The organism is Azorhizobium oxalatiphilum, from assembly GCF_014635325.1.
Lineage (GTDB): Bacteria > Pseudomonadota > Alphaproteobacteria > Rhizobiales > Xanthobacteraceae > Azorhizobium > Azorhizobium oxalatiphilum.
Genome location: NZ_BMCT01000001.1, coordinates 772,473 through 795,500, shown reverse-complemented (window position 1 = coordinate 795,500; position 23,028 = coordinate 772,473). Strand labels below are relative to the sequence as shown.

Sequence of the window (23,028 nt, the reverse complement as noted above, 5' to 3'; positions counted from 1 at the left end):
GCCTGCCCGTCCTTCGTGTTCCTGGAAAAGTCTGGCGTCCGCCTCCCGGCAGGGTCCGCCGCGCCTGTCGGGCGCGGCGGGAAACGTCACAGCTGCGCGGTCACAGCTGAACGTGGCCGATCTTCTGGTCCTTGATCTCGATGAGATAGACCTGCGGCTTCGACTGGCCGCTTTCCTTGCCCTTGGGGCCGCTCTTCTCGAACTTGATCGGGCCGTTGAGGCCGGACAGATTCACCGCCCACAGCCCCTTCTGGATCGAAGCCGGATCGGCCGCGCCCCCGGCGGCAATGCCCGCCGCGATGGTGCGGATGCCGTCATAGCCGCGGAAGCTTTCCGTGACGCCCGCGAACTCGAAGCCGCGCTTCTTCCACTCGCCGAGGAAATAGGAGGTGGCTTCCGCATTCGGGGTCTTCTCCGGCCACCAGGGCAGGAAGGTGGTCAGATGCAGCGTGTCGTTGGCGGCGCTGCCCGCCTGCGCGATGATCTGGTCCGGATTCTGCGAGCCGCCGGTGGTGATCACCCGCTTTTTCAGGCCCAGCGCCGCCATCTGCTTGAACAGCAGGGTGAGCTGGTCCACGGCGGCCGTCACCATGATGGTGTCGGCATCCGACGCCTTCAGCTTGGCGAGCTGCGCGCTCATGTCCTGCGAGGTCTGGTCCATGGTCTCCACGAGGCCGACCTGCACGCCGTTGGCCTTCAGCATCTTGGAGAAATCGTCCGCCGCGCCCCGGCCCCAGTCATTGTTGATGACGAGGAAATCCACCTTCTTGAGCCCGAGCTTCTTGGCGATGGGCTCGAACGCTTCCGCTTCCACGGCGGAGGGCGGCGAGATGCGGAACACGAAGGGGTTTCCGGAGGTGGTGATCTTGCCGGAGGAGGAGGTCTCCACCACCATCGGCACGGAATATTCCTCCAGCTTCGGCATGGTGGCGAGCGTCAGGCTGGAGCCCCACGCACCCAGCAGCACCGGCACCTTGTCGGAGGTGATCAGCTTCTCGGCCACGGCGGCGGCCTCGGTGGGGTTGCTCTTGTTGTCCTCGATGACCAGCTCGATCTTGCGGCCGAGCACGCCGCCCTTGGCGTTGATCTCGTCGGCGGCGATCTTCGCGCCGTTGACCACATAGGTGCCGGAGGCGGCAAACGCCCCGGTGAGCGGCTGATTGACGCCGATCTTGATCGGATCGGCCGCCATGGCGCTGGACGCCATGAAGGCAAACGCCATGGCTGCGAGGGTGGTGCGGCGGGTCAAAGGCATGCGTGGTCTCCTTACTGGGGTTTTCAGAGGCCGGAAAAACAGGATCAAAGGTCAGGCGCGCGGCGCGAAGAGGCGGCGCAGGCGGTCGGCAATGAGAGAGAGGACGAGGCGCAGCGGGCTGAGCCCCCGCGCATCATCGGGGTTGACGGCGCGCCCGGAGAGGCGCGCCTCCAGGTTCCTGGCGAAAGCGGCGATCAGCCGGCCCGCCACTTCACGCACGAGGCCGGGGCGGCTGAACTGGGCGAGCGGACCCTTCAGCGTGTACCCCACCTCCAGCTCCACCCGGCTGGTGCCGGGCGCCGCGCCGGGCAGGATGCGATAGGCGATCTCGCCCTGCGTGCTGGAGCGCCCATCGCCACCCGCCCCCCGGATGCGGCCGGAAGCGCCTTCCTGCGTCACCCGCGCGGTGCCCCGGAAGGTGGTGGAGATGGGGCCGAGCGTCACCCGCATGCCGCCGCGCACGAAGCCCGGCTCCGGCATGCTGTCGATGATGGCCCCCGGCAGGCAGGCGGCGACGGCTTCCACATCCGCGAACAGCGCGGCCACCTGCTCAGGCGGGAACGCCAGCGCGAAAGCCTGCGCAAAGCGATGCGCCGGCACGAAATCGTCCGCCAGATCGACGACTGTCTGCGCCACCAGCGGCACGGCAGCGGAGGCTGTTGCCACCAGCGCGGACGGGATCGCATCCACGCCCGCATGCGCCCCCACCGGCCCCAATCGGCGCTCGGCCGTGGCGGCCGGGATGCCGCGCGCCCGACGCTCGGTGATCACGGAGGCGATGGCGGCGACGATGCCCGCATAGCCCGTGCATCGGCAGAGGTTTCCGGCAAGGCCGAGGCGGATGCGCCGCTCGTCGGCTTCCGGCAGGCGCAGCACCAGATCGCGCGCGGACACCAGCATGCCCGGCGTGCAGAAGCCGCACTGGAGGGCGTGTTCGCGGTTGAAGGCGGCGCGCAGCTCGGCCATCACCGCATCGTCCGCCAGCCCCTCGATGGTGCGCACCTGCGCACCCTGACAGGCGGCGGCGAAGGTGAGGCAGGCGCGGGCCGGCTCCCCATCCAGCTCAACGGTGCAGGCGCCGCACACGCCGTGCTCGCAGCCGGTGTGGGTGCCGGTGAGGTTCAGCGTATCGCGCAGGAAATCGGCCAGATGCGTGCGCGGCTCCGCCTCCGCTGCCACGGAGCGGCCGTTGATGGTGAGGGTGACGAGGCCGGTCGGCCCGGCATGGCGCAAGGGCGCGTTCATGCGGCGGCCTTCTCTGGCAGGAGCGCAGAGGCCTGCAACGCCGCCCGGCGCAGCACCTCGGCATGCATGTGGCGCCGCACGGGGTCTTCCACCCCCGCCGCCGCCAGCGCCGCAGCGGCTGCCGCCGCATCGAAGCGGGCGGCGAAGCCCTCGGTGATCGCGCCGCCGAACAGCGGGGCGGCATCCGCGAACACCAGCGGCGGCGCGTCGATGGCGCCCATCACGGCCCGGCAGGTGCCGGCCGCCGGATCCGCCAGCACGGCCCCCACCGCATGGGCGAACTCGCCCACCTTGCGGCAGTGCTTCACATAGCCGAAGCGCGCCCCCGCCTGCACATGCGGCACGCGGATGGCGACGAGGATCTCCCCACACCCGAGCGCGGTGGAGAGCGCGCCGGTGAGGAAATCCGCCAGCGCCAGCCGCCGACGGCCCTCGGGACCGGCAATCTCCACCTCGGCACTGAGAGCAGACAAAGCGTTCACCCAGTCGGCGGCGGGGTCGGCGTGGAAGAGGCTGCCACCCATGGTGCCGCGATTGCGCACCGCCCGATAGGCGATGCCGCCTGCCACCCGGCGCAGGATGTTCTCTCCCACATCGGGCACGCGGCCATCCTCCACATCGGCATGGGTGACGAGGGCGCCATAGACTTCACAACCCGGCTCGCTCCAGGCGCGGCGCAGCTCCGCGATGCCGCCGAGGTCCACCACTAGATCGGGCGCGGCGAGGCGCAAATTCAGCATGGGGCCGAGGGACTGGCCCCCGGCCATGGCCTTGGCGCCGTCCTGCATCAGCAGCGAGCAGGCATCCGCGATGGTGCGCGGGCGTTCAAGGCGGAAGGGCGCGGGCTTCATGCGGCGCTCCTTTCGCCGGCGCGAGCGGCCAGCAGTTGCGCCATGATGCGATGGGGCGTCACCGGCGAGCGCAGCATCTCCGCACCCAGCGGGCGCAGCGCATCGTTGATGGCATTGGCGATGGCGGCGGGCGGCGCGATGGCCCCGCCCTCGCCGATGCCCTTCACGCCGAAACGCGTATAAGGCGAGGGGGTCAGCATGTGCTCGATGAGCGGCGACGGCACTTCCGGCGCGCCGGGCAGCAGATAATCGGCCAGCGTGGAGGCCAGCGGCTGGCCGGCGCTGTCGAAGGCCATCTCCTCATAGAGCGCGGTGCCGATGCCCTGCGCCAGCCCGCCGATAATCTGGCCGTCCACCACCATGGGGTTCACCAGCGTGCCGCCATCCTCCACGATGGCATAGTCGAGGATCTCCACCTCGCCGAGGCCGGTATCCACCGCCACCACCACGGCATGGGCGGCATAGCTGAAGGTGCCGCTGTCGCGCACCGGCTTGTAGCCGGCGGTCACTTCCAGCCCGTGCGGGTCCACCCCCGCCGGCAGATCCTGCGGCCGGCGATACCAGGTGTGCGCGATGTCGCGGATGGCCACATCGCCGCCCGGCCCCACCACGCGCCCGCCTTCCAGCCGCACCTCATCCAGAGACGCCTGCAGCATGTGGGCGCCGATGGCGCGGATGCGCTCGCCAAGCTCGGTGCAGGCGGTGGCCACCGCACCGCCGGCCATCACCATCACCCGCGAGCCCCAGCTTCCGGTGGAATAGGGCGTCATGGCCGTATCGCCATGCACGAGACGGGTGCGGGAGACCGGGATGCCGAGGATCTCGCAGGCCACCTGCGCCAGCGTGGTCTCCAGCCCCTGCCCGTGGGAATGGGCGCCCACCCGCAGCTCCAGCCCGCCATCCGGAGTGAGGCGCGCGCCGGCCTGCTCGTGGCCGGGCACCATGGGAATGCCCCAGCCGGAATAGACCGAAGTGCCGTGCGCCGCCTGCTCGCAATAGATGGACAAACCGAGCCCGATGCGCCGCCCGTCCGCCTCCCCCGCCTGCTGGCGCTCGCGCACGGTGTCCGCGCCGATGGCGGCCAGCGCGCGGGTGAGCGCCTGCGGATAGTCGCCGCTGTCGAAATGCTTGTTGGTGATGTTGTCGAACGGCATCTGCTCCGGCCGCACCAGATTGCGCAGGCGCACCACCTCCGGCGGCAGGCCGAGTTCCGCCGCCAGCGCATCCAGCGCCACTTCCAGCGCGAAACACACGCCCGTGCGCGCCACCCCGCGATAGGGCAGGATCGGGCATTTGTTGGTGGCCACCGACCAGGTGCGGCAGCGATAGGCCGGAAAATCGTAAGGCCCCGGCAGGATGCTCGCCACCTGCGCCGCTTCGAGGCAGGCGGAGAAAGGATAAGCGGAATAGGCCCCGCTATCGACGGTGGCCTCGCAATCTATGCCGCGCAGCGTGCCGTCGCGCTCGGCATAGAGGGTGATCTCGTAATGGTGCTCGCGGCAATTGGCATTGGCGGTCAGATGCTCCCGCCGATCCTCCAGCCAGCGCACCGGATGGCCGAGCCTGCGCGTGAGCCAGCCGAGGCACACTTCCTCGGCAAGCAGGATGGCCTTGTAGCCGAAGCCCCCGCCCACATCGGGCGAGACGATGCGCACCTGCCCCTCTTCCAGCCCGAGACATTCGGACAGGCCCGTGCGCACGATGTGCGGCATCTGGCTGGCGGTGTGCACCACGAGCTGATCCAGCCGGTGGTCGAAATGGATGACGGCGCCGCGCCCCTCGATGGGCGCCATGCACTGGCGGGCGGTGGAGAGGGTGCGCGACACCTTCACCGGCGCATCGAAGGCCGCCTCGATGCCGATATTGACCAGGGATTCAAGAAAGACATTGTCGCCCCAGTGCTCATGCACCAGCGCCGCGCCGGGCAGACGGGCGGCCAGCATGTCGTGCAGCGCGGGCAACTCCTCCAGATCCAGCTCCACGCGGGCCGCCATGTCCTCGGCCTCGGCGCGGGTGGGGGCGACGCACATGGCGATCAGCTCCCCCACCTGCCGCACCTTGTCGGTGGCGAGCACGGGCTGCTCCGACACCTTGAAGCCCGGAAGACCCGATACGGCACGGATGGGCTTCACCCCGTCGAGATCGGCGGCGGTGAACACGCGCCCCTTCAGATCCTCCGGCACATGGATGGCGCGGATGCGCGCATGGGCGAGCGGGCTGCGCACGAAGGCCACGTCCTGCAAGCCGGCAAGGCGAATGTCGGCGATGTAGGTGCCAAGCCCCCGCATCAGCCGCTCGTCCTCCTTGCGCGGCAGGCGGGCGCCGACGCCCTCGAAGCCTGCCTGCTGCTGCGCGCCCCCAGCCATCAGGCGCCCTCCACCAGATCGCGCGCGGCGCGCACCAGCGCGCCGTCGGGCCGGCGCAGTTCGTCGAGGATGGAGAAGTGGTCGGCCCCTGCGATGGGCAGCAGCGTACCCCGCACCTCAGCCGCGGACCGCAAGGCGGCGAGCGCGCGGGAGTCATAGACCAGCGCCGGCACCTCGGCGGTGCCATAGGCGATGGTCAGCGGTTTCGGCGTCGGGATCAGCAGCAGCGGAGAGAGTCCCGCAATCTCCATGTCGGAGAGCTTCAGGGCCGCATTGAGGAAGGTGTCGCGGATGGGGGCAAGCTCATACACGCCGGAGATGGCGAGCCCGGCCGCCACCACGGGATGGTCGAGGCACAGCGCGGCCAGATGCCCGCCCGCCGACCAGCCGGAGAGCACCACCGGCCCGCTGATCCCATAGTCACCACCGGAAGCGGCGATGAAATCCAGCATGGCGCGGATTTCATCCACGATGGAAGCAAGGCTCGCTTCGGGGGCCAGCGTGTGGCTGGGCAGCGCCACCGTCCAGCCGTGGGCGCGAAGCCCTTCGGCATAGTGCGCGAACACCTCGCGCGAATTGCGCTGCCAGTAGCCGCCATGGATGAAGACGAGGCAGGGCGCGCCTTCCCGGCCGGGAAAGATGTCCAGCTTCTGCCGCGCGCCCGCGCCATAGGCGACGTCCAGATGGCCGGGCGTCGCCGCGCGGAAGGCGCTGGCGGCAAGGTCGCGCGCCTCCACCCACGCCGCGCTGTTGGGCACCGCGGCGTTGTTGTTGTAGGCGGCATCCCGCTCGGTCTGGGAGAGCGTCTCCCAGACCTCCTGTGGAGCCGGCGCGTGGTCGATGGCGCTCACGCCGCCACCGCCTGCGGCAGGATCGGCGAGTCGGCATCGAAGCGCTTGCCGGCGCGCAGGCAGAACGCCGGCTGGAGCAGGCGCTCGGCCACCACCTTGGTGTCCTCATTGTCGCGCAGCAGGAAGCGGCCGCGATGGTCATGCAGCACCGAGACATCAGCCGCATAACCCACCTTCAGCGCGCCGAGCCGGTCGCTGAGGCCGATCATCTTTGCCGGGCCGGTCGTCACCATGGGCACCACCTGCTCCAGCGGCAGGCCGAGCGCCATCATGGAGCTCATGGCCTGGGTCAGGCTGAAGCGGGCCTGGCCCTTGAAGGGGTGGTTCTCGTCATCATAGTGCTCCGGCGGGGTGCCGGCGGGCGCGGGCACCTCGGTATTGTAGCCGTGCATGTCGGCGCCCAAAGTGTGCGGCACCACGCCGGCAGCGATGGCCTGCTTGGCGAGGCGATAGGAGAAGTGGCTGCCGTGGCCCACATCCACCTTGAGGCCGCGATCCAGCGCCGCCTGAATGATGTGGTGCACCTCTCCCTCGCGGTTCACGAAGCCGCCCGGATGCCGGGTGAAGGGATGGGCGAGGACGTCGCCCTCCTTGAGCAACGGAATGACACGCTCCAGAATGGTGTCCGCATCCTCGCCATTGGCGCCGCTTTCCGGCAGGCCCCACAGGGTGCCGAAATGCACATAGAGCGGGATTTCCGCCTGCCGGGCGATCTCGGCCGCCATCTCCATCACGCGGATGCCCCAGCGGGCGAAGCCGCCGATCTCCGCATGGCCCTTGATGCCGCGCACGATGTCGCGATTGGCCACCGCCGAGCGCACGGTCGCCTCGATGTCCACGCAGTCGGGGCTGTAGAGATTGGGGTAGAAATGGCCTTCCAGCCCGCCCACCAGATAGGCGGAGAGGAAGGCATAGACGCGGGTGTCCGCCTTCTCGGCGATGAACTTGCGGAAACCCGGCAGCGTCATGCAGGACGGGCCGCCCTGATCGATGACGGTGGTGACGGCGGAGCGCACGCCCACCATGTCCGGCTCCAGCCCGAAGCGGCCGGTCACATACTGGTAGATGTGGCCGTGGGTATCGATCATGCCCGGCAGCACCAGCTTGCCGGAGACGTCGATGGTCTCGGCGGCGCTGGACGGCAGGATCGTTTCTTCGACGGCGGCGATGCGCCCGTCGCGCACGGCCACGTCGCGGATGCCGTCGATGCCGGAGGCAGGGCAGATGACACGTCCGCCCTTGAGGAGGATATCGTAGCCCGCGGGGTCAACCATCGTGATCTCCGTTGCTGCATGCGCGGCACGCCCCCAGAAGGGGCTCGCACTGAAAGGGGTCATGAAGGGTACCTCGCGCCGAAAAACGCGAAGCATGCTTCGTATTTTCCCTAATGCAGAAGGCGTGCCAGAATTGATTTTGATCAATGAAAAGGGTTCGCTAGGGGTCCGACGCGCCGAAGGAGAGGCATGAGAAACGCAGCGAAATCAAAGGCGGACGCCGCAGACGCGGCACCGCCATCCGCGCAGGACTGGCCCCTGTTCGACCGTCCGGGCTTTCTCGCCCGGCGGGTCCACCAGATCCATGTCAGCCTATTTTCCGAGCTTTGCGCGCAATATGCGGTGACGCCGGTGCAATACAGCCTGCTGTCGGCATTGGCAGATGTGGGCGCGGCCGATCAGACCACGCTTGCCCGCAGCGTGGCGCTGGATCGCACCACCACCACGGGGGCGCTCAAGCGCCTGGAATCGCGGGGCCTTGTGCGCCGCTCCCCCGCCCCCGCCGACCGGCGCTCGCTGAACTGCTCGCTGACCGACGAGGGCCGCCGCATGCTGGCCGAGATGGAGGCCCCGGCGCGGGAGGCCCATGCCGCGACGGTGGCCATGCTCTCCCCCCGCGAGAGAAGGCAACTCATTGAGGCCATGAAGAAAATCGTCGCAACTCATGCGGGGCGGCAGGACAGTCTGGACTTGCTCTAGACTTGTGCAGGCCATGCCCAGCGCAGCGGCATTCCGCCGCGTCAGACATTTCCAAAGGTGCGCGGTGCGGGGCCCGTCCGGCTCTATCGCTCGGAAACCCGGGCAGCGCCGGTGCGGATCAGGGTGCGGATGGCCGCCACCGCCTCGCCCGCCGGCAGGGCGCTGTCCCAAAGGCGCGCCGCCAGCGTCTCGTGCAGGCGCACGGCCTGCTCGTCGGAGGAAATGACCGCAACGCCATAGCGCAGGTTCAGCGGAAAGCCGAGGCGGAACGGGCTCGTCACCAGCAGGCTCTGCGCCCCCTTGCGGATGATCTGGAAGCCGGACGTGGGCAGAGGCTGGCTCGTCACCGCCACCTGCACCCCCATGGGGGGCTTCTCGATCAGCGTGCAGAGGTGGCTGATCTCCGCCGACGCTACCGTGCGCTGGTCTTCAAGACCGCCGCGCGCCGGGGGAACCTCCTGCACATAGGCGGCGATCTCGGCCATGGGGATGATGTTGACGAAACTGGACTGCCCCCGCGCATGGATCGCCCGCCGCCGCCGGAGGATGGCGCGCAACTGCTGGGCATCGGACTTGTTGAGGCCGTTGGCATCCGAGCCGGCGGCCAGCGCGCGGAACAGCGCCGCCTCATAGGCCGGCGTGGTCAGCACATAAGCCATGGGGCCGAACACGGTGATGATGTGGTCCGCCTCCTGCTCCAGCTTCTCGATGCGCTCGAAGAAGGTCACGGCGTTCGGCACATAGTCCTGGCTCATGCCCAGCAGCGTCGGAAGCGAGGTGCCGTAGAGCCGCGCCAGACGCTCCAGCGTATCCAGCTTCACGATCTCGCCCGCCTCATAACGGTAGAGCAGCGCGCGGGACACGTGCACGGCCTCCGCCGCCGCCTCCACGGTGAGGCCGCTGGTCTGGCGGTGAGCCTTCAGCCGCCGCCCCACTTCCACCAGACTGACCATCGCCTGGGCAAACCTCTCCAGCCACGCGCCCAATCGCGCGTCACAGCATCTCATTTTTGAGAATGTCATCTCCTAAAGGAGAACACCATCCAAATTAAGTCTCGAAACGCCGGTGCTTCGCTGGCTACCTGTTCCCTGAAGGGGCGCTCCCGCAGGCCGAAGGCCGGAGCCGCCCGGAAGGAGAGCTTTATGCCTTATGTGACGGTCGATGGCGCCAAGGTGCATTATGCGCACCGGCCCGGTGGCCCCAATCCCATCATCTTCCTGCACGGCGGCTTCGGCTCGACCTCGGAGCTGTGGGAAGACACCATGGCGGCCCTGCCGCCGGAATGGACGGGCTATGCCATCGACAATTTCATCCGCTCCGACGCTCCGCCGGACGGCTACAGCGTCACCGCCTTCGCCCGCCGGGTGAAGGGTTTCTGCGAGGCGCTGGGCCTCAAGCGCCCGGTGGTGGGCGGCCATTCCATGGGCGGCGTGGTGACGCAGCTCGTCGGCGCCACCTACCCGGACCTACCGGGTGGCCTCGTGCTGGTGTGCACCGGTGCCAGCATGGCCAACCATGACCTCGCCCGCCAGTGGCTGAAGCAGCTCGCCGATCACGGCGCCGAGCCCGGCACCATCCGCGACATCTCCGCCAACTGGTTCCGCAGCGCGCCCGAGGCCTTCTTCGAGAAGTATGTGGCACTGGCCGAGACCGCCCCGCTCCAGCCCATGGTGGACGTGCAGGCTTCGCTCATCGACACCGACATGCGCCCGCGCCTCGGCACCATCAAGGCCCCGACACTGGTGGTGTTCGGCGCCCATGATGCCGGCCGCACCATCGATTTCGCGCAGACGCTCACCAACGGCATTCCCAATGCCCGCATGGTGACGATGGCCGACAGCGGCCACACCCCCATGGCCGAGACGCCGGAGGTGTTCGACACCGCGTTGCACGCCTTCCTGAAGCCCATCGCCACCACCGCAGCCTGAGACAGGAGCTTGTCATGAGAGCGTTCCGTTCCCTCTTCCTCTCCGCGCTGCTGGCCGCCGGCCTCGCCGCGCCGGCCCATGCCGATGCGCTGGACGACGTGAAGGCGTCCGGCAAGCTGCGCGTGGCGCTGACGCTGGATTACCCGCCCTTCGGCGTGGTGCGCCCGGACATGTCGCCGGACGGCTATGACGTGGAGCTGGCCCACCTCGTCGCCAAGAAGCTGGGCGTGAAGGCGGAGCTGGTTCCCGTCACCAGCCCCAACAAGATCCCCTACATGCAGACCAAGAAGGCGGATCTGCTGTTCAACATCGGCCGTACCGATGAGCGCGCCAAGGTGGTGGACTTCTCCGCCCCCTATGCGCCCTACTTCATCGGCCTGTTCGGCCCGGCGAATATCGCGGTGAAGAGCCTGGACGACATGAAGGGCAAGTCGGTGGCGACAACGAAAAGCTCGTTCGAGGAGCAGATCCTCTCCAAGAATGCGCCCGAGGGCACGCAGATCAAGCGCTATGACGACAATGCCGGCACCATCGCCGCCTTCATCTCCGGCCAGACCGACCTGATCGCGCTCGGCAATGTGGTGGCGGCGAGCGTGGCGGCGCAGAAGCCGGCCCGCATGCCGGAGCAGAAGATCCTGCTCATCAATTCGCCGGTGCGCTCCGCCGTGCTGAAGGGCGAGACCCGCCTTCTGGCCGAGGTGGACGCCGCCATCGCCGAACTGAAGGCCGACGGCACGCTGCAGAAGATGTCCGAGCACTGGCTGAAGCAGCCGCTGCCCGCAGACTTCTGAACCCGCGCCTATCCCGCATGAGAACCGCCCGGCCTCCCGTGAGGGAGCGCCGGGCGGTTTCGTTTCAGGCGCCTGGCGTCAGATGCCGCCGAGGTGCAGCGTCTTCATCTCCAGGAATTCCTCGATGCCGTGGTGCGAGCCCTCGCGGCCGAGACCGGATTCCTTGATGCCGCCGAACGGCGCCGTGGTGGTGGAGACCGAGCCGGAATTGACGCCGACCATGCCGAACTCCAGCGCCTCCGCCACCCGGAAGGCGCGCGAGATATCCCGCGTGAAAAGATAGGAGGCGAGGCCGAAGGGCGTGTCATTGGCCTTGGCGATCACCTCCGCCTCTTCCGTGAAGCGGAACAGCGGCGCCACGGGGCCGAACGTCTCCTCATGGGCGATGCGCATGTCGGTGGTGGTGCCGGTCAGCACGGTGGGCGGATAGAACAGCCCCTCGCCCACCTTGCCGCCGGACACGACGGAGGCGCCGCGCGCGGTGGCATCGTCCACATGGCTCTGGATCTTGTCGATGGCCGCCTTGTTGATCATGGGACCGATGGTGGTGCCCTCGGTGAGGCCGTCGCCCACCTTCAGCTTGCCCACCGCTGCCGCCAGCCGATCCGCGAAAGCATCATAGATGCCGTCCTGCACGAAGATGCGGTTGGCGCACACGCAGGTCTGGCCGCCATTGCGGAACTTGCTCGCCATCACGCCGGCCACTGCCGCATCGAGATCGGCATCGTCGAAGATCAGGAACGGCGCGTTGCCGCCCAGCTCCAGGCCGACCTTCTTCACCGTCTCGGCGCACTGCGCCATCAGGATCTTGCCCACGCGGGTGGAGCCGGTGAAGGTAAGCTTGCGCACCGTGGGGCTCTTGGTGAGCGCGCCGCCGATCTCCGCCGGACGACCGGTAAGGATGTTGATGACGCCCTTGGGAATGCCCGCCCGCTCCGCCAGCACGGCCAGCGCCAGCGCGGAGAAGGGGGTCGCCTCCGCCGGCTTGATCACGATGGTGCAGCCCGCCGCCAGTGCCGGGGCGGCCTTGCGGGTGATCATGGCGTTGGGAAAATTCCACGGCGTGATGGCCGCCACCACGCCCACCGGCTGCTTCTGCACGATGATCCGGCCGTCAGCAGTGGCGGCAGGAATGGTCTCGCCATAGACGCGGCGGGCTTCCTCGGCGAACCACTTCACGAAGGAGGCGCCATAGGCGATCTCGCCCTTCGCTTCAGCGAGCGGCTTGCCCTGCTCCAGCGTCATGATGCGGGCGAGGTCGTCCGCGTGCTCCATCATCAGCGCGTACCAGCGCTCCAGCAGCGCCGCGCGCTCGCCGGCGGTGGTCTTGCGCCAGGACTGGAAGGCGCGGCCGGCGGCGGCGATGGCGGCGTCCGTCTCCTGCGCCCCGCAATCGGGCACATGGCCGATGATCGCGCCGGTGGCGGGATTGTCCACGGCGAAGGTCGCGCCACCCTCTGCGCCCGTCCACGCGCCATCCACATAGCAGCGCTCGGTGAACAGGGACGGGTCTTTCAGCTGTGCGGCGACGGATGCGGCGAGGGTCATGACGGTCTCCATTTCGGGAACCATCATCTCACCTGGGCCGCAGCATGATCTGCCGTTGGCCGCACCAAGCACGACAGCATTGCGCGATTTGCCCCGCCGATCTGCGCACTGACGCTTCGGGCGCCGTGCCACCCTTCCTGGCAGCTTGAGGAGAGAGCAGTGAGCAAGGACCAGATCGTCTACGACGACTTCGCGAAGATCGAGATCCGCATCGGCCGGGTCGTGAGCGTGCTGCCGTTCGAGCGGGCGCGCAATCCGTCCTACAAGGTGGAAGTGGATTTCGGCACCTTCGGCCGCAAATGGTCGAGTGCGCAGATCACCAGCTATGCCGCCGACGAACTGGTGGGGCGGCTCGTTTCCTGCGTCATCAACATGCCGCCGCGCAACATCGCCGGCTTCCAGTCGGAAATCCTCATTCTCGGCGCCCGCAATGCGGCCGGAGAGGTGAAGGTGCTCTCGCCGACCCAAGATGTGGAGATCGGCGGCGAGGTGTTCTGAGGGCGCTGCTTTCGGCCACCGGCTGCGTGGCGACGAGATGTCTTCCGGGCACACCCGGACGATGCCTCGCCTGCCCCCTCCCAACCCTCCCCCGCACCGAAGTCGGATGTTTCCGACTTCGGCATGTTGTTGCCGAAACCGGCCATGGCCGGTTTCGGGCGGGAGAGGGCTCTCCCCGCCCGGCTTGCAGGCGTGACGCAGCGGATGGCGCGGCAGGCCCCCTCTCCCGCTTGCGGGGGAGGGCTGGGGCGGGGGAAGGACGCGGCGGCTCCTCCAGAACCCACCTCCGAGTGCCTGCGCAGCACACGCGCGCACGCTCATTAACTGATCATATGACCAATACTACCCCCCTGAAAGGACACCCCATGCCCTCATCCCAGCGGACTCCCGAGCAGCTTCTCGCCGCGCGCACGAACGCCATTCCGCGCGGCGTGCTCACCGCCCATCCCCTCGTCATCGACCGTGCCGAGGGCGCCTATCTGTGGGACGCCACGGGCAAGCGCTATCTGGATTTCGTCGGCGGCATCGGCGTCATCAACGTGGGCCATAACCATCCGCGCGTGATCGCCGCCGTCGAGGCGCAGCTGAAGAAGATCACCCACACCGCCTTTCAGGTGGCAGCCTATGAGCCCTACATCACGCTGGCCGAACGGCTCAACGCGCTGGTGGGCAAGGGCGAAGCCTACAAGAGCCTGTTCCTCACCACCGGCGCCGAAGCCGTTGAAAATGCAGTGAAGATCGCGCGCGGCTACACCAACCGGCCGGGCATCATCTCCTTCCGTGGCGGCTTCCACGGCCGCACCCTGCTGGGCGTGACGCTCACGGGATTTGCCGCGCCCTACAAGCAGAATTTCGGCCCGTTCGCGGGCGAGGTGTTCCATACCGCCTTCCCGGATGCCTATCGCGGCATCTCCTCCGCCGACGCCATCGCCGCGCTGGAAGAGGTGTTCGCCACGGAGATTTCGCCGGATCGCGTGGCCGCCATCATCATCGAGCCGGTGCAGGGCGACGGCGGCTTCATGGAGGCCCCCGCCGACTTCCTGCGCGCCCTGCGCGAGATCACCACGCGCCACGGCATCGTGCTGATCGCGGATGAAATCCAGACCGGCTTCGGCCGCACCGGCAAGCTGTTCGGCTTCGAGCATTCCGGCATCCAGCCCGATCTGGTGACGGTGGCGAAGAGCCTGGCCGGCGGCTTCCCGCTCTCCGGCGTGGTGGGCAAGGCGGAGATCATGGACGCGCCCGCCCCCGGCGGTCTCGGCGGCACCTATGGCGGCAATGCGGTGGCCTGCGTGGCGGCCCTCGCCGTGCTCGATGCCTTCGAAAAGGATGGCCTCGTTGAGCGCGCCGCCGCGCTGGGCGAGCAGTTGGGCGCGGCGCTCAACAAGTTGGCCGCGCAGCACAAGGACATCGGCACCGTGCGCGGCACCGGCTTCATGCGCGCGCTGGAGTTCGTCACCGACCCGGAGAGCAGGACGCCGGATGCGGACCGCGCCCATCAGGTGATGGAGCGGGCGCGCGAGCGCGGGCTGCTGGTGATCAAGTGCGGCGTCCACCGCAACATCGTGCGCTTCCTCGCGCCCCTCGTGCTGTCCGATGCCGACCTGAAGGCGGCCATGGACATCCTCGCGGATGCGCTCAGCGCCGACAAGACCGCCCGCGCGGCATGACGTCAAAGGAAAGGCCCCGGCGGTTCACCCGCCGGGGCCTTTTCGTTACGTGCGGTACGCTGTCGAGGCGCGGCCCACCGGGACAAGCGGCCACGGCCGTCACAACAGACCGCCGCCATTCCCACAGAGCATCGTCATGCCCGGACTTGATCCGGGCATCCACGTCGGGCCGACAGTGGACGGTGCAAAACGAATGCGAACGATGACCATTCGCGCGAACGACAGCCGGCTTCCCGGCGGAGGGACGTGGATGCCCGGATCAAGTCCGGGCATGACGACCTGTTAGTGATAAGCAGAAGAGCAATAACAGGTCTGGCCGCACCTCATACGGCGCGCGCCCACCCCCGCCCGCCTCACTCGTCCATCAGCGATTTCACCGGCACCGCGCCGCGATCGTAGATGGTCTTGATGACGATGTAGCTGAAGTACTTCTCGACGCCGATGTTGCGGTCGAGCATGGTCTCCATCAGCTCCTGATACTTCGCCACGCTCCGGATCACGAACTTCAGCAGATAGTCGTAGCCACCGCTGACGAGGTGGCACTCCTGCAAGGCGTCATAGCGCCGGATCTCCGCCTCGAAGCGGATGAAGTCCTCGCGGCGGTGGTCCTTCAGCGTCACCTCGGTGAAGACGGTGATGTGCTCCACCAGCTTGGAAAGCTGGATGCGCGCATTGTAGCTGACGATATAGCCGGCCTCCTCCAGCCGGCGCAGGCGCGCAAGGCAGGGGCTCGCGGACAGGCCCACCGCCTCGGCGAGGTCCACATTGGTCAACCGGCCATTCTGCTGAAGCTGCGACAGGATGTTGATGTCGATCCTATCGAGCCTTGGTGCTCCAGCCATCGTTCCCGCACTCTGGTTTCAAAAGCCCGATCCGGCCGGGTTCTCACACCCGGCCGGATCAATCTCTTACACGCCAATCTCGGAAAGCGCGCGCCTCAGCCGGCGCGAAGGGCTTCCTGATGGGCTTTGGCCAGATCGGCCATGCTGTTGAAGCGGAAGTCATACTTCGGCATGTCGCCCGGATGCATGGTGGCGCCGAAGCCTTCCTGATCGTAGCGGCGGTAGATCCAGCAGGAGGCGAGGCCATGCTTGTTGGCCGGGGCATGGTCGTGGAACATGCTCTCGGCGGTGTGCAGGATCTCGTGCTTCTGGATGCCGAGCTTGGCCAGCTTCTCGATCATGTAATCGAAATTCTTGTCCGCCGGCTTGTAGGCGCCGATGTCCTCGGCGGCGTAGATGGCGTCGAACTCCACTTCCAGGCGCTTGTTGGAAGCGGCGAAGCTCACATTGTCCACGTTGGACAGGATCACCAGCTTGTAGTGCCGCTTCAGATACTGGAGCGCACCCGCCGAATCCGTGAACGCCGGCCAGTTCTTCACCGACTGGCCATAGGTCATGCACTCTTCCCACGAAGCCGGCACGCCCCACTCTTCGCCGAGGCGCTTGTAGACGATGGCGAGCAGGTCCGAATAGCGCATGTAGGGCGTCTGGAGCTGCTGGGCGCTTTCATGCCGGGCATGGGCCTCCAGCACCTGATTGCGGGTCGGCGCAGGGCTGACGCGGCTGGTGAGGGGCTTCAGGCCCTCGAACATGCCCGACTCCCAGTCGATCAGCGTGCCGTAGCAGTCGAAGGTCAGTGCCTTGAAATCGGTGAGCTTCATGGGTCTTGGTCCTGCTGTCTGAGCTGTTTCAGGCCGGCCCGGGTGTTCCGTGCCCCGGCGATACCACGGGTCGGCGGAGGGAACACCCCCGCTTGGCCGTTATTCTGGACTGTGCACACCCGCCGATGGCGCGCGAACCGGCCCGCCAAACCGCAGCCTCTGCCGAAGGCGGGGGGCCAATCGCTGCAATCTGCCGCGTGCCCCTGCCCCACCGGGCACCCCTCAGGCGGCTTCCAGATCCTTCGGCTGCAACAGCAGCGGCACGGCGAGCTGCGCATAGGGCGCGAAGGCCCGCGCGGTCTCCTCGCTATACTGGCCGGGGCCACCGAGGATGTTGTAGGAGCCGACCACCACGCCCTGCCACAGCACGGGCACGTTCATCACGCTCTCGCAGCCGATGGCCCAGAGCTGCTCGTGGTCGAAGAACACGTCCTTCAGGTCGGCCTTGTCATAGCCGATATAGGCATTGCCGTCGCGCAGCAGGCGGTCGGCCCAGGCGCTATGCGGAATGGGCTTGCTGCCGCCGGTGGGGCTCACATCCTCGCGGTTGGAATAAAGCCGCGACATCACGCCATCCTTGCGGTCGAAGCGCAGGCAGGTGAACAGGATGTGCCCCGCCATGGCGGCCGAGCGCTGCTCCAGCAGAGCGAAGGCCGCGTCCGCGTCGGGTGCGCGCGCAAGAGCTGCGGCGAAACCGTCAAAGGCTGTGTCGTCGGTCATTGAAAATCCAGCTTGGGCTGCGAAAGGTGTCCCGTCCAGCGGGCCAGCTCGTCCTGCGCCACGTCGCGCAGGATCAGGGTCAGGCCCAGCTTGCGATCGTCGGCCATGCGCACGGAGCGCGGCGGGGAGAAGGCATCGCCGATGCCGTTGATCAGCACCGGGTCCGCATGGCCCATGGGCTGCACCAGCCCCTTCAGCCGCAGCAGTCGCGCACCGAGGAAGCCGGTGAGATTGTCGATCCACTCGGAGATGTCCGCCCAGGTGGCATTGGGCTGCCAGCGCGCATTGGCCACCGTGATGCGGGCCGAACCCACCGGCAGCGCGGAAAAGTGCGCCGCGCGCGGCTCCGGCTCCGCATAAGCGCGGGAGAAGGCGGCGAGCGCGCGGGCGCGGGGATCCGCCTCGAGGATCTGCGCCGCCAGCGGATTGAAGGCGCGTGCCTCCTCCGCGCGCGGGTTCCAGTCCGCTTCCGGCATCACGTCCAGCTTGGTGAGCACCACCACCTGCGCGGCGGCGAGCTGGCAGGCGTAATGGGGCAGGAAATCATCGCCCACGCGCGGCTGGCCGGCATCAAACGTGCTGATGATGCGCAGGTCGAACGCCATCTGCCGCACGGCCCGCAGCGAGCGCACGATGGGCGCCGGCTCGGCAAGGCCGCTGGTCTCCAGGATGATCCGGCGCGGCGGACCGAGGCCGCGCACGGCGCGCGCCTCCAGCACCGCGTCGATGCCTTCCTGAAGGCTGTTGCCCATGGAGCAGCAGATGCAGCCGTCGCTCAGCGTCGCCATGGCGAGGTCGCGCGTATCGGCGCTAAGCACCGCGCCGTCCACATTCACCTCGCCCGCGTCGTTCACGATGACGCCGGTCTCGCTCATGTCGCCGGATTGCAGGAAATCCGTCAGCAGCGTGGTCTTGCCCGAGCCGAGCGGCCCGGTGAGGAGGATGAACTCCGGTCGCGGCATCGGCGCGGGCGCAGTCATTCAGCCCTCCTGCCGGGCGGCGGAGACCATGGCCTCCACATCCGCGAGCAGCTCGGCGGGATCGTAGATCAGGCCGCCCTTCACGATGGTTTCGAGGCTGCGCTCCCACTGCACCGCCTGGGTCTCGTCATTGAGACGGACGGCGCCGGTGCCGTAGAGCAGCTTGAAGTCGTTGAGCGGATTTGAGCGGTGGATCAGGATGTCCGCCCGCTTGCCGATCTCCAGCGAGCCGGTGTCGTCGGCGATGCCGAGCAGGTCCGCGCCCCAGATGGTGGCCGAGCGCAGCACTTCCAACGGCGTGAAGCCCGCCTCCTGCAACAGCTCCAGCTCGCGCACATAGCCGAAGCCGTAGGTCTGGTACATGAAGCCGGAATCGCTGCCCACCGCGATGCGCCCGCCCCGGTTCTTGTAGTCGTTCACGAACCGCATCCAGAGGCGGAAGGTCTCGCGCCACTCGATCTCGTTGGTGGTGGACCAGCGATACCAATAGGCGCCATGCCCGCCGCGCTGCGGCTGGAAATAGGACCAGAGCGTGGGATCGGTGAAGCGCTCGTGCCAGTCGGCCCGGCGGGTACGCATCACGTCGCGATTGGCGTCATAGACGTTGAAGGTGGGCACGAAAGTATGGCCGGCAGCGCGGAACTGCGCGAGCACCGTATTCCACTTCTCCGAGCCGGGCTGGGCCGCCTGCATGAAGGTCTGGCCGGCGGCGGCGAAGCGCAGATACTCGTCGCCATAATCATAATCCGGCGGGAAGGCCTGCAACGTGGCGTCTTCCAGCAGGGTCTCGGGAATGCCGTAGGAATGCTCGGTGCTGCTGAGGCCCCAGCTTGCCGTCTGCAACGGGTTCATGCGGCCGACCGCGAGCTGGGCATGGTGGCAGCAGCTGCGCATGCCCTGCGCCACGCACTCCTCCAGCGCCGCCTTCATCAGCGCCGGCGGGGCACCGAAGAATTTCACGCCGTCCGCGCCATTGGCACGCACCGCGCGCACCCAGGCGGCGGCCTCCTCCGGCGTGTGGACGCTCTTCACGTAATCGGTGGTCGCCGGGAACGGCGCATAAGCCATGATGCGCGGGGCGTCGATGCTCTCCGCCTCGGAAGCCGCCTTCTGTTGCAGCGTCCACGACAGGCCATTGAAGCTGCCGGCCTCGCGCACCGTGGTCACGCCATGGGCGAGCCAGAGCTTGTAGATGTAATCGGCGGAGGGCTGCGGCCCGTTCTTGGCGTGGAAGGGCGCGCCGATATGGGCGTGGCAGTCCACGAAGCCGGGGGTCAGGAATTTTCCTGTGCAGTCGATCTCCAGCACCGTTTCGCCGGCAGCTTCCGGCGGCAACTTGGCCTTGCCGGATTTCGCCAGCGCCACGATCCGCCCGTCGAGCACGATCAGGTCCGCCGGCCCCCATGGCGGGGCGCCGGTGCCGTCGATGATGCGGGCGCCGGTCAGCCTGATGCAGCGATAGGGCCCCTTGCCGCGCGTGCGCTCGGTAGCCGCTGCGAGGCCGGGCAGGCCGGCCTCCGCGAACATCTTGACGAACTCATCACCGGCCTTCGGGGCGGAGCCGGTCTTGCTGATCTCATTTGACATGGCTGGACACGACCGATGCGGGAGCGGTGTCAGGCTGCGCGGGGGCGCGGGCCTTCTCGTTCTTCAGGCCGAAGATGCCCTGCGGGCGGACCTGCATGATGATGATCAGCGCCACAGCAATGGCGAACTCGCGCAGCGAGGCGATCTGCACCGCATTGAGGCCGGGCACGAACTCCGCCGCGAAGCGCGAGGATTCGAGGATCGACATCACCGCCACCGCGCCGAGGATGGCGCCCACCAGCCGGCTGTAGCCGCCCAGCGTCACCGCGAGGAAGATGTATATAGTGAGCTGCACCACGAAATTGTCGGGCGAGATGTAGCTGGTGAAATGGGCGTAGAGCGCACCCGCGAGGCCGAACAGCGCCGCCCCCATGCCGAACGCCTGACATTTCAGCAGCAGCACACTCTTGCCCGCTACTGCGGCGACATTCTCATCGTCGCGCACGGCTCTGAGCGCACGGCCGAACGGACTGCCGAGCACGCGGTTCAGCCCCCATGCCGCGAGGAGCACGATGCCCCACGCGATCGCGAAATAGAGCCACGGGAACAGCTCCCCGGCCGCCGCCTTGAAGGGCGCCGGAATGCCCGAGATGCCGTCGCTGCCGCCGGTGAGCCAGCGCTCGTTCAGCTCCACGAGGCGCAGGCCCTCGCCGAAGCCCAATGTGACGATGGCGAGATAGTCGCCGCGCAGCGTGCGCGTCAGCAGGCAGAAGGCGATGCCCATGACGGCGGAGAGCAGCCCGCCCGCCACCCACGCAAGGCCGATGGGCAGGCCCAGCAGGGTGAGCAGCGTGGAGCAATAGGCGCCGAGGCCGAAGAAGCCGACAAGGCCGAGATTGACCATGCCCGCCTGCCCCCAGCTCGCCACGAGGCCGAGCGAGAGCAGCGCGTAGATGGCGGTCAGCGTGCCGATGAAGAGCAGATAGGAGATCATTTCCGCACTCCAGCTGCGCCCGCGAACAGGCCGGTCGGCTTGACCAGAAGGACGATCAGGATGGCAAGGAAGGCGGTCAGCGACTGGTAGACCGGCGGCAGCGCGATGAGCGCCACTTCGCCGATCACGCCGATCAGCAGCGCCCCGAGCACCGCGCCATAAAGGCTGGTGAGGCCGCCGAGCACGCTGGCCGCGAAGATCACCAGCAGCAAACGCGAGCCCGTGGAAGGATCGACGCTGGTGTCGATGGCGAGCAGCGAACCGCCCACGCCCGCCAGCCCCATGCCGATGAAGGTGGCGAGATTGGAGAGGCTCTTGGGGTCGATGCCCTTCAGCCGGGCAAGGTCCGCATTATCCGCCACCGCCCGCATGGCCTTGCCCCAGCGGGTGAGCGAGAAGAAGGCGGCGAGCGCCAGCGCGATCACCAGCGCGGTTGCGAGGTTGCGCATCTGCTGCGGGCCGAAGGAGAGGCCCCAGAGCTGCACGTTGCGCTCGATGGGCGTATCGAAGCTGTTGAGATCGCTGCCGAAGATGAAGCGCAGCGCATTCTCGATGGCAAGATTGAGGGCGATGGAGACCACCGCCAGCATCAGCGCCGTGTGCCCGCTGGACTGGCGCCGGATGGGCGCCAGCGCGAGCCGGTCGGTGACGATGCCGAGGATGCCCGGCACCACGAAGGCCAGCGCCAGCATGAGGACGGGCGACCATCCCACATAGGCACCCGCGAGCCACGCCGCATAGGCGCCGACCGTCATCTGGGCCGCAACGGAGAAGTTGACGAAGCCCTGGACCGAGAAGATCAGCGTCAGCCCAAGCGCCGGGAGCGCGATGAGCGCCCCCAGCACCAGACCGTTCAGCACATATTGTGCGAGCTCAATGAACACGGGATCACCACCAGAGAAGAGATCAGGCCACCTTCAGGAGGGTCAACTTGCCCTTCTGAACTTCCTCGTAGCGGAAGAAGACCCCTTCCACGTCGCCATTGGCGGCGAAGGCAAGCGGGCCGCTCGGGCCGTCATAATTGATCGCCTTCTTGTCGGCGAGCAGCTTGAGCGCCTGACCAACGTCCGTCACCTTGGTGCCGGCCGCGTCCTGCGAGATGGCGCGCACCTTGTCATGCACCACGACGCCCGAGGCGGCCGTGGCCGGATCGGAGGCCAGCGCCAGCGCGGTCAGCACCACATGGTCGTAGACCTGGCAGGAATAGCTGTCGAGCGCGGGCTTGCCGAGCTTGCCGATCAGCGTCTTGTAGGCGGGCGAATCCTCCGCCGCCGAGGGCACCAGCGAGGCGGTGCCTTCCGACACCTCCGCCGGCACGCCATCCGCCAGCACCGGGTTCACGCCGAAGGAGAAGCCGATCTTCTTGCCGGTGAAGCCGGCGCGGTAGAGATCCTTCAGCACCACGGAGGTGTCGGGCACATAGCCGCCGAGCACGATCACGTCCGGCTTGGTGCGCAGCGCCTGGTCCACTTCGGTGCGGTAGCTGGCGCGCTTGTCCTCATAGATGAGGCCCTGCCCGGTGCCGCCGGCATCCTTGAACAGGCCGGAGATGATATCGATGTAGTTCTGCGCGAACGGCGTCTGGGGGCCGAGGAAGAACATCTTCTTGGCGCCCAGCTCCAGCGCATACTGGCCGACGCGGGTGCCCTGCAGGGTCACGGTGGGCGAGGTGCGGAAGATGTAGCCGTTGTGCGGGGTCTTGGTGATGCTGTCGGCGCCCGAGGAGGTGAACAGCACCGTCTTGCTCTCATAGCAGAGCGGCGCAATGGCCGACGTCACGGCCGAAGCATAGGAGCCGCCGATGGACACCACCTTGTCCACGTCGATCAGCTTGCGCGCGGCGCGCACGGCCGCTTCCGGATTGCTCTGGTCATCCTCGATGAGGACTTCCACCATGCGGCCGTTGACGCCGCCGGCATCGTTGATGTCCTTGGCGGCAGCCTTGGCGGCGGCGCTCATGGTGGTGCCGAACTGGCTGGTGGCGCCGGTGAGCGGAATGACGATGCCGATCTTGATCGGCTGACCAGCCTGCGCAAAGGCGCGGCCCGCGCCACCGAGGGTCAGCGTGCCCGCCAGCGTGCCGGCACCGGCGACGCCGGCAAGGAAATGACGTCTGTTCATCCGCATGTTGGTCCCCTGCTCTGGTTTGCTTGTTGTTCAGTGACCCG

General features: G+C 67.7%; 21 protein-coding genes. 5 read left to right on the top strand and 16 right to left on the bottom strand.

Features of this window, described 5'->3' with window-relative positions:
• Nucleotides 1-100 precede the first annotated feature (100 nt).
• From IEW24_RS03560 to IEW24_RS03535, 6 genes are read right to left on the bottom strand one after another with little or no spacing between them, the layout of a single operon-like run.
• Nucleotides 101-1,249, bottom strand: a complete 1,149-nt coding sequence (locus IEW24_RS03560) for an ABC transporter substrate-binding protein (RefSeq protein WP_373870027.1) — start codon at nt 1,247-1,249, stop codon at nt 101-103.
• Nucleotides 1,250-1,306: 57 nt separating this feature from the next.
• On the bottom strand, nt 1,307-2,500 hold the full coding sequence (locus IEW24_RS03555; protein ID WP_188575466.1) for a xanthine dehydrogenase family Fe-S subunit: 1,194 nt from the start codon (nt 2,498-2,500) through the stop codon (nt 1,307-1,309).
• Nucleotides 2,497-3,351, bottom strand: a complete 855-nt coding sequence (locus tag IEW24_RS03550) for an FAD binding domain-containing protein (protein ID WP_188575464.1) — start codon at nt 3,349-3,351, stop codon at nt 2,497-2,499. Before IEW24_RS03550 ends, IEW24_RS03555 begins: the two co-directional genes overlap by 4 nt.
• Entirely contained in the window at nt 3,348-5,717 is a 2,370-nt protein-coding gene (locus IEW24_RS03545) for a xanthine dehydrogenase family protein molybdopterin-binding subunit (protein ID WP_188575462.1), read from the bottom strand. Before IEW24_RS03545 ends, IEW24_RS03550 begins: the two co-directional genes overlap by 4 nt.
• Nucleotides 5,717-6,568: an alpha/beta hydrolase gene (locus IEW24_RS03540; protein ID WP_188575460.1), complete on the bottom strand. Its 852-nt coding sequence runs from the start codon at nt 6,566-6,568 to the stop codon at nt 5,717-5,719. Before IEW24_RS03540 ends, IEW24_RS03545 begins: the two co-directional genes overlap by 1 nt.
• Nucleotides 6,565-7,842 (bottom strand): amidohydrolase/deacetylase family metallohydrolase, encoded by a 1,278-nt coding sequence (locus IEW24_RS03535; protein WP_188575458.1) that lies wholly within the window; start codon nt 7,840-7,842, stop codon nt 6,565-6,567. The genes IEW24_RS03540 and IEW24_RS03535 overlap by 4 nt, the downstream gene beginning before the upstream one ends.
• A gap of 189 nt (nt 7,843-8,031) precedes the next feature.
• Between IEW24_RS03535 and IEW24_RS03530 the strand changes: the two genes are divergently transcribed.
• On the top strand, nt 8,032-8,541 hold the full coding sequence (locus IEW24_RS03530) for a MarR family winged helix-turn-helix transcriptional regulator (protein WP_188575456.1): 510 nt from the start codon (nt 8,032-8,034) through the stop codon (nt 8,539-8,541).
• 83 nt (nt 8,542-8,624) lie between these two features.
• On the opposite strand, the gene IEW24_RS03525 is transcribed toward IEW24_RS03530, so the two are convergent.
• Complete coding sequence (locus IEW24_RS03525) at nt 8,625-9,494, bottom strand: helix-turn-helix domain-containing protein (protein ID WP_188575455.1); 870 nt, start codon at nt 9,492-9,494, stop codon at nt 8,625-8,627.
• Between the two features lie 189 nt (nt 9,495-9,683).
• Here IEW24_RS03525 and IEW24_RS03520 point away from each other — a divergent pair, with 189 nt between their 5' ends.
• Complete coding sequence (locus IEW24_RS03520) at nt 9,684-10,469, top strand: alpha/beta fold hydrolase (protein ID WP_188575453.1); 786 nt, start codon at nt 9,684-9,686, stop codon at nt 10,467-10,469.
• Nucleotides 10,470-10,483: 14 nt separating this feature from the next.
• Entirely contained in the window at nt 10,484-11,260 is a 777-nt protein-coding gene (locus IEW24_RS03515) for a transporter substrate-binding domain-containing protein (RefSeq protein ID WP_188575451.1), read from the top strand.
• A gap of 78 nt (nt 11,261-11,338) precedes the next feature.
• On the opposite strand, the gene IEW24_RS03510 is transcribed toward IEW24_RS03515, so the two are convergent.
• A complete protein-coding gene (locus IEW24_RS03510) occupies nt 11,339-12,808 on the bottom strand; it encodes an NAD-dependent succinate-semialdehyde dehydrogenase (protein ID WP_188575448.1) in 1,470 nt (489 codons plus the stop codon).
• Between the two features lie 159 nt (nt 12,809-12,967).
• Here IEW24_RS03510 and IEW24_RS03505 point away from each other — a divergent pair, with 159 nt between their 5' ends.
• Both IEW24_RS03505 and gabT read left to right on the top strand, forming a co-directional pair.
• Nucleotides 12,968-13,306 carry a tRNA-binding protein gene (locus IEW24_RS03505; protein ID WP_188575446.1) on the top strand — a complete coding sequence of 113 codons (339 nt, stop codon included), beginning with the start codon at nt 12,968-12,970 and terminating at the stop codon, nt 13,304-13,306.
• A gap of 365 nt (nt 13,307-13,671) precedes the next feature.
• Nucleotides 13,672-14,976, top strand: coding sequence for a 4-aminobutyrate--2-oxoglutarate transaminase (gabT, locus tag IEW24_RS03500; RefSeq protein WP_188575445.1), 1,305 nt, complete (start codon nt 13,672-13,674; stop codon nt 14,974-14,976).
• Between the two features lie 353 nt (nt 14,977-15,329).
• Here gabT and IEW24_RS03495 read toward each other — a convergent pair whose 3' ends face one another.
• From IEW24_RS03495 to IEW24_RS03460, 8 genes are all read right to left on the bottom strand, one after another.
• Nucleotides 15,330-15,818 carry an Lrp/AsnC family transcriptional regulator gene (locus IEW24_RS03495; protein ID WP_188575443.1) on the bottom strand — a complete coding sequence of 163 codons (489 nt, stop codon included), beginning with the start codon at nt 15,816-15,818 and terminating at the stop codon, nt 15,330-15,332.
• A gap of 95 nt (nt 15,819-15,913) precedes the next feature.
• A complete protein-coding gene (locus tag IEW24_RS03490) occupies nt 15,914-16,639 on the bottom strand; it encodes a haloacid dehalogenase type II (RefSeq protein ID WP_188575441.1) in 726 nt (241 codons plus the stop codon).
• A 222-nt stretch (nt 16,640-16,861) separates the two neighbouring features.
• Nucleotides 16,862-17,359 (bottom strand): GAF domain-containing protein, encoded by a 498-nt coding sequence (locus tag IEW24_RS03485; RefSeq protein ID WP_188575440.1) that lies wholly within the window; start codon nt 17,357-17,359, stop codon nt 16,862-16,864.
• Nucleotides 17,356-18,339, bottom strand: a complete 984-nt coding sequence (locus IEW24_RS03480) for a CobW family GTP-binding protein (protein WP_188575438.1) — start codon at nt 18,337-18,339, stop codon at nt 17,356-17,358. The genes IEW24_RS03485 and IEW24_RS03480 overlap by 4 nt, the downstream gene beginning before the upstream one ends.
• Complete coding sequence (locus IEW24_RS03475; protein ID WP_188575437.1) at nt 18,340-19,926, bottom strand: amidohydrolase family protein; 1,587 nt, start codon at nt 19,924-19,926, stop codon at nt 18,340-18,342.
• Nucleotides 19,916-20,860 carry a branched-chain amino acid ABC transporter permease gene (locus IEW24_RS03470; RefSeq protein WP_188575435.1) on the bottom strand — a complete coding sequence of 315 codons (945 nt, stop codon included), beginning with the start codon at nt 20,858-20,860 and terminating at the stop codon, nt 19,916-19,918. The genes IEW24_RS03475 and IEW24_RS03470 overlap by 11 nt, the downstream gene beginning before the upstream one ends.
• Entirely contained in the window at nt 20,857-21,744 is an 888-nt protein-coding gene (locus IEW24_RS03465; protein ID WP_188575433.1) for a branched-chain amino acid ABC transporter permease, read from the bottom strand. The genes IEW24_RS03470 and IEW24_RS03465 overlap by 4 nt, the downstream gene beginning before the upstream one ends.
• Nucleotides 21,745-21,766: 22 nt before the next feature.
• Nucleotides 21,767-22,981, bottom strand: a complete 1,215-nt coding sequence (locus IEW24_RS03460; RefSeq protein ID WP_244644125.1) for an ABC transporter substrate-binding protein — start codon at nt 22,979-22,981, stop codon at nt 21,767-21,769.
• Nucleotides 22,982-23,028: the final 47 nt, after the last annotated feature.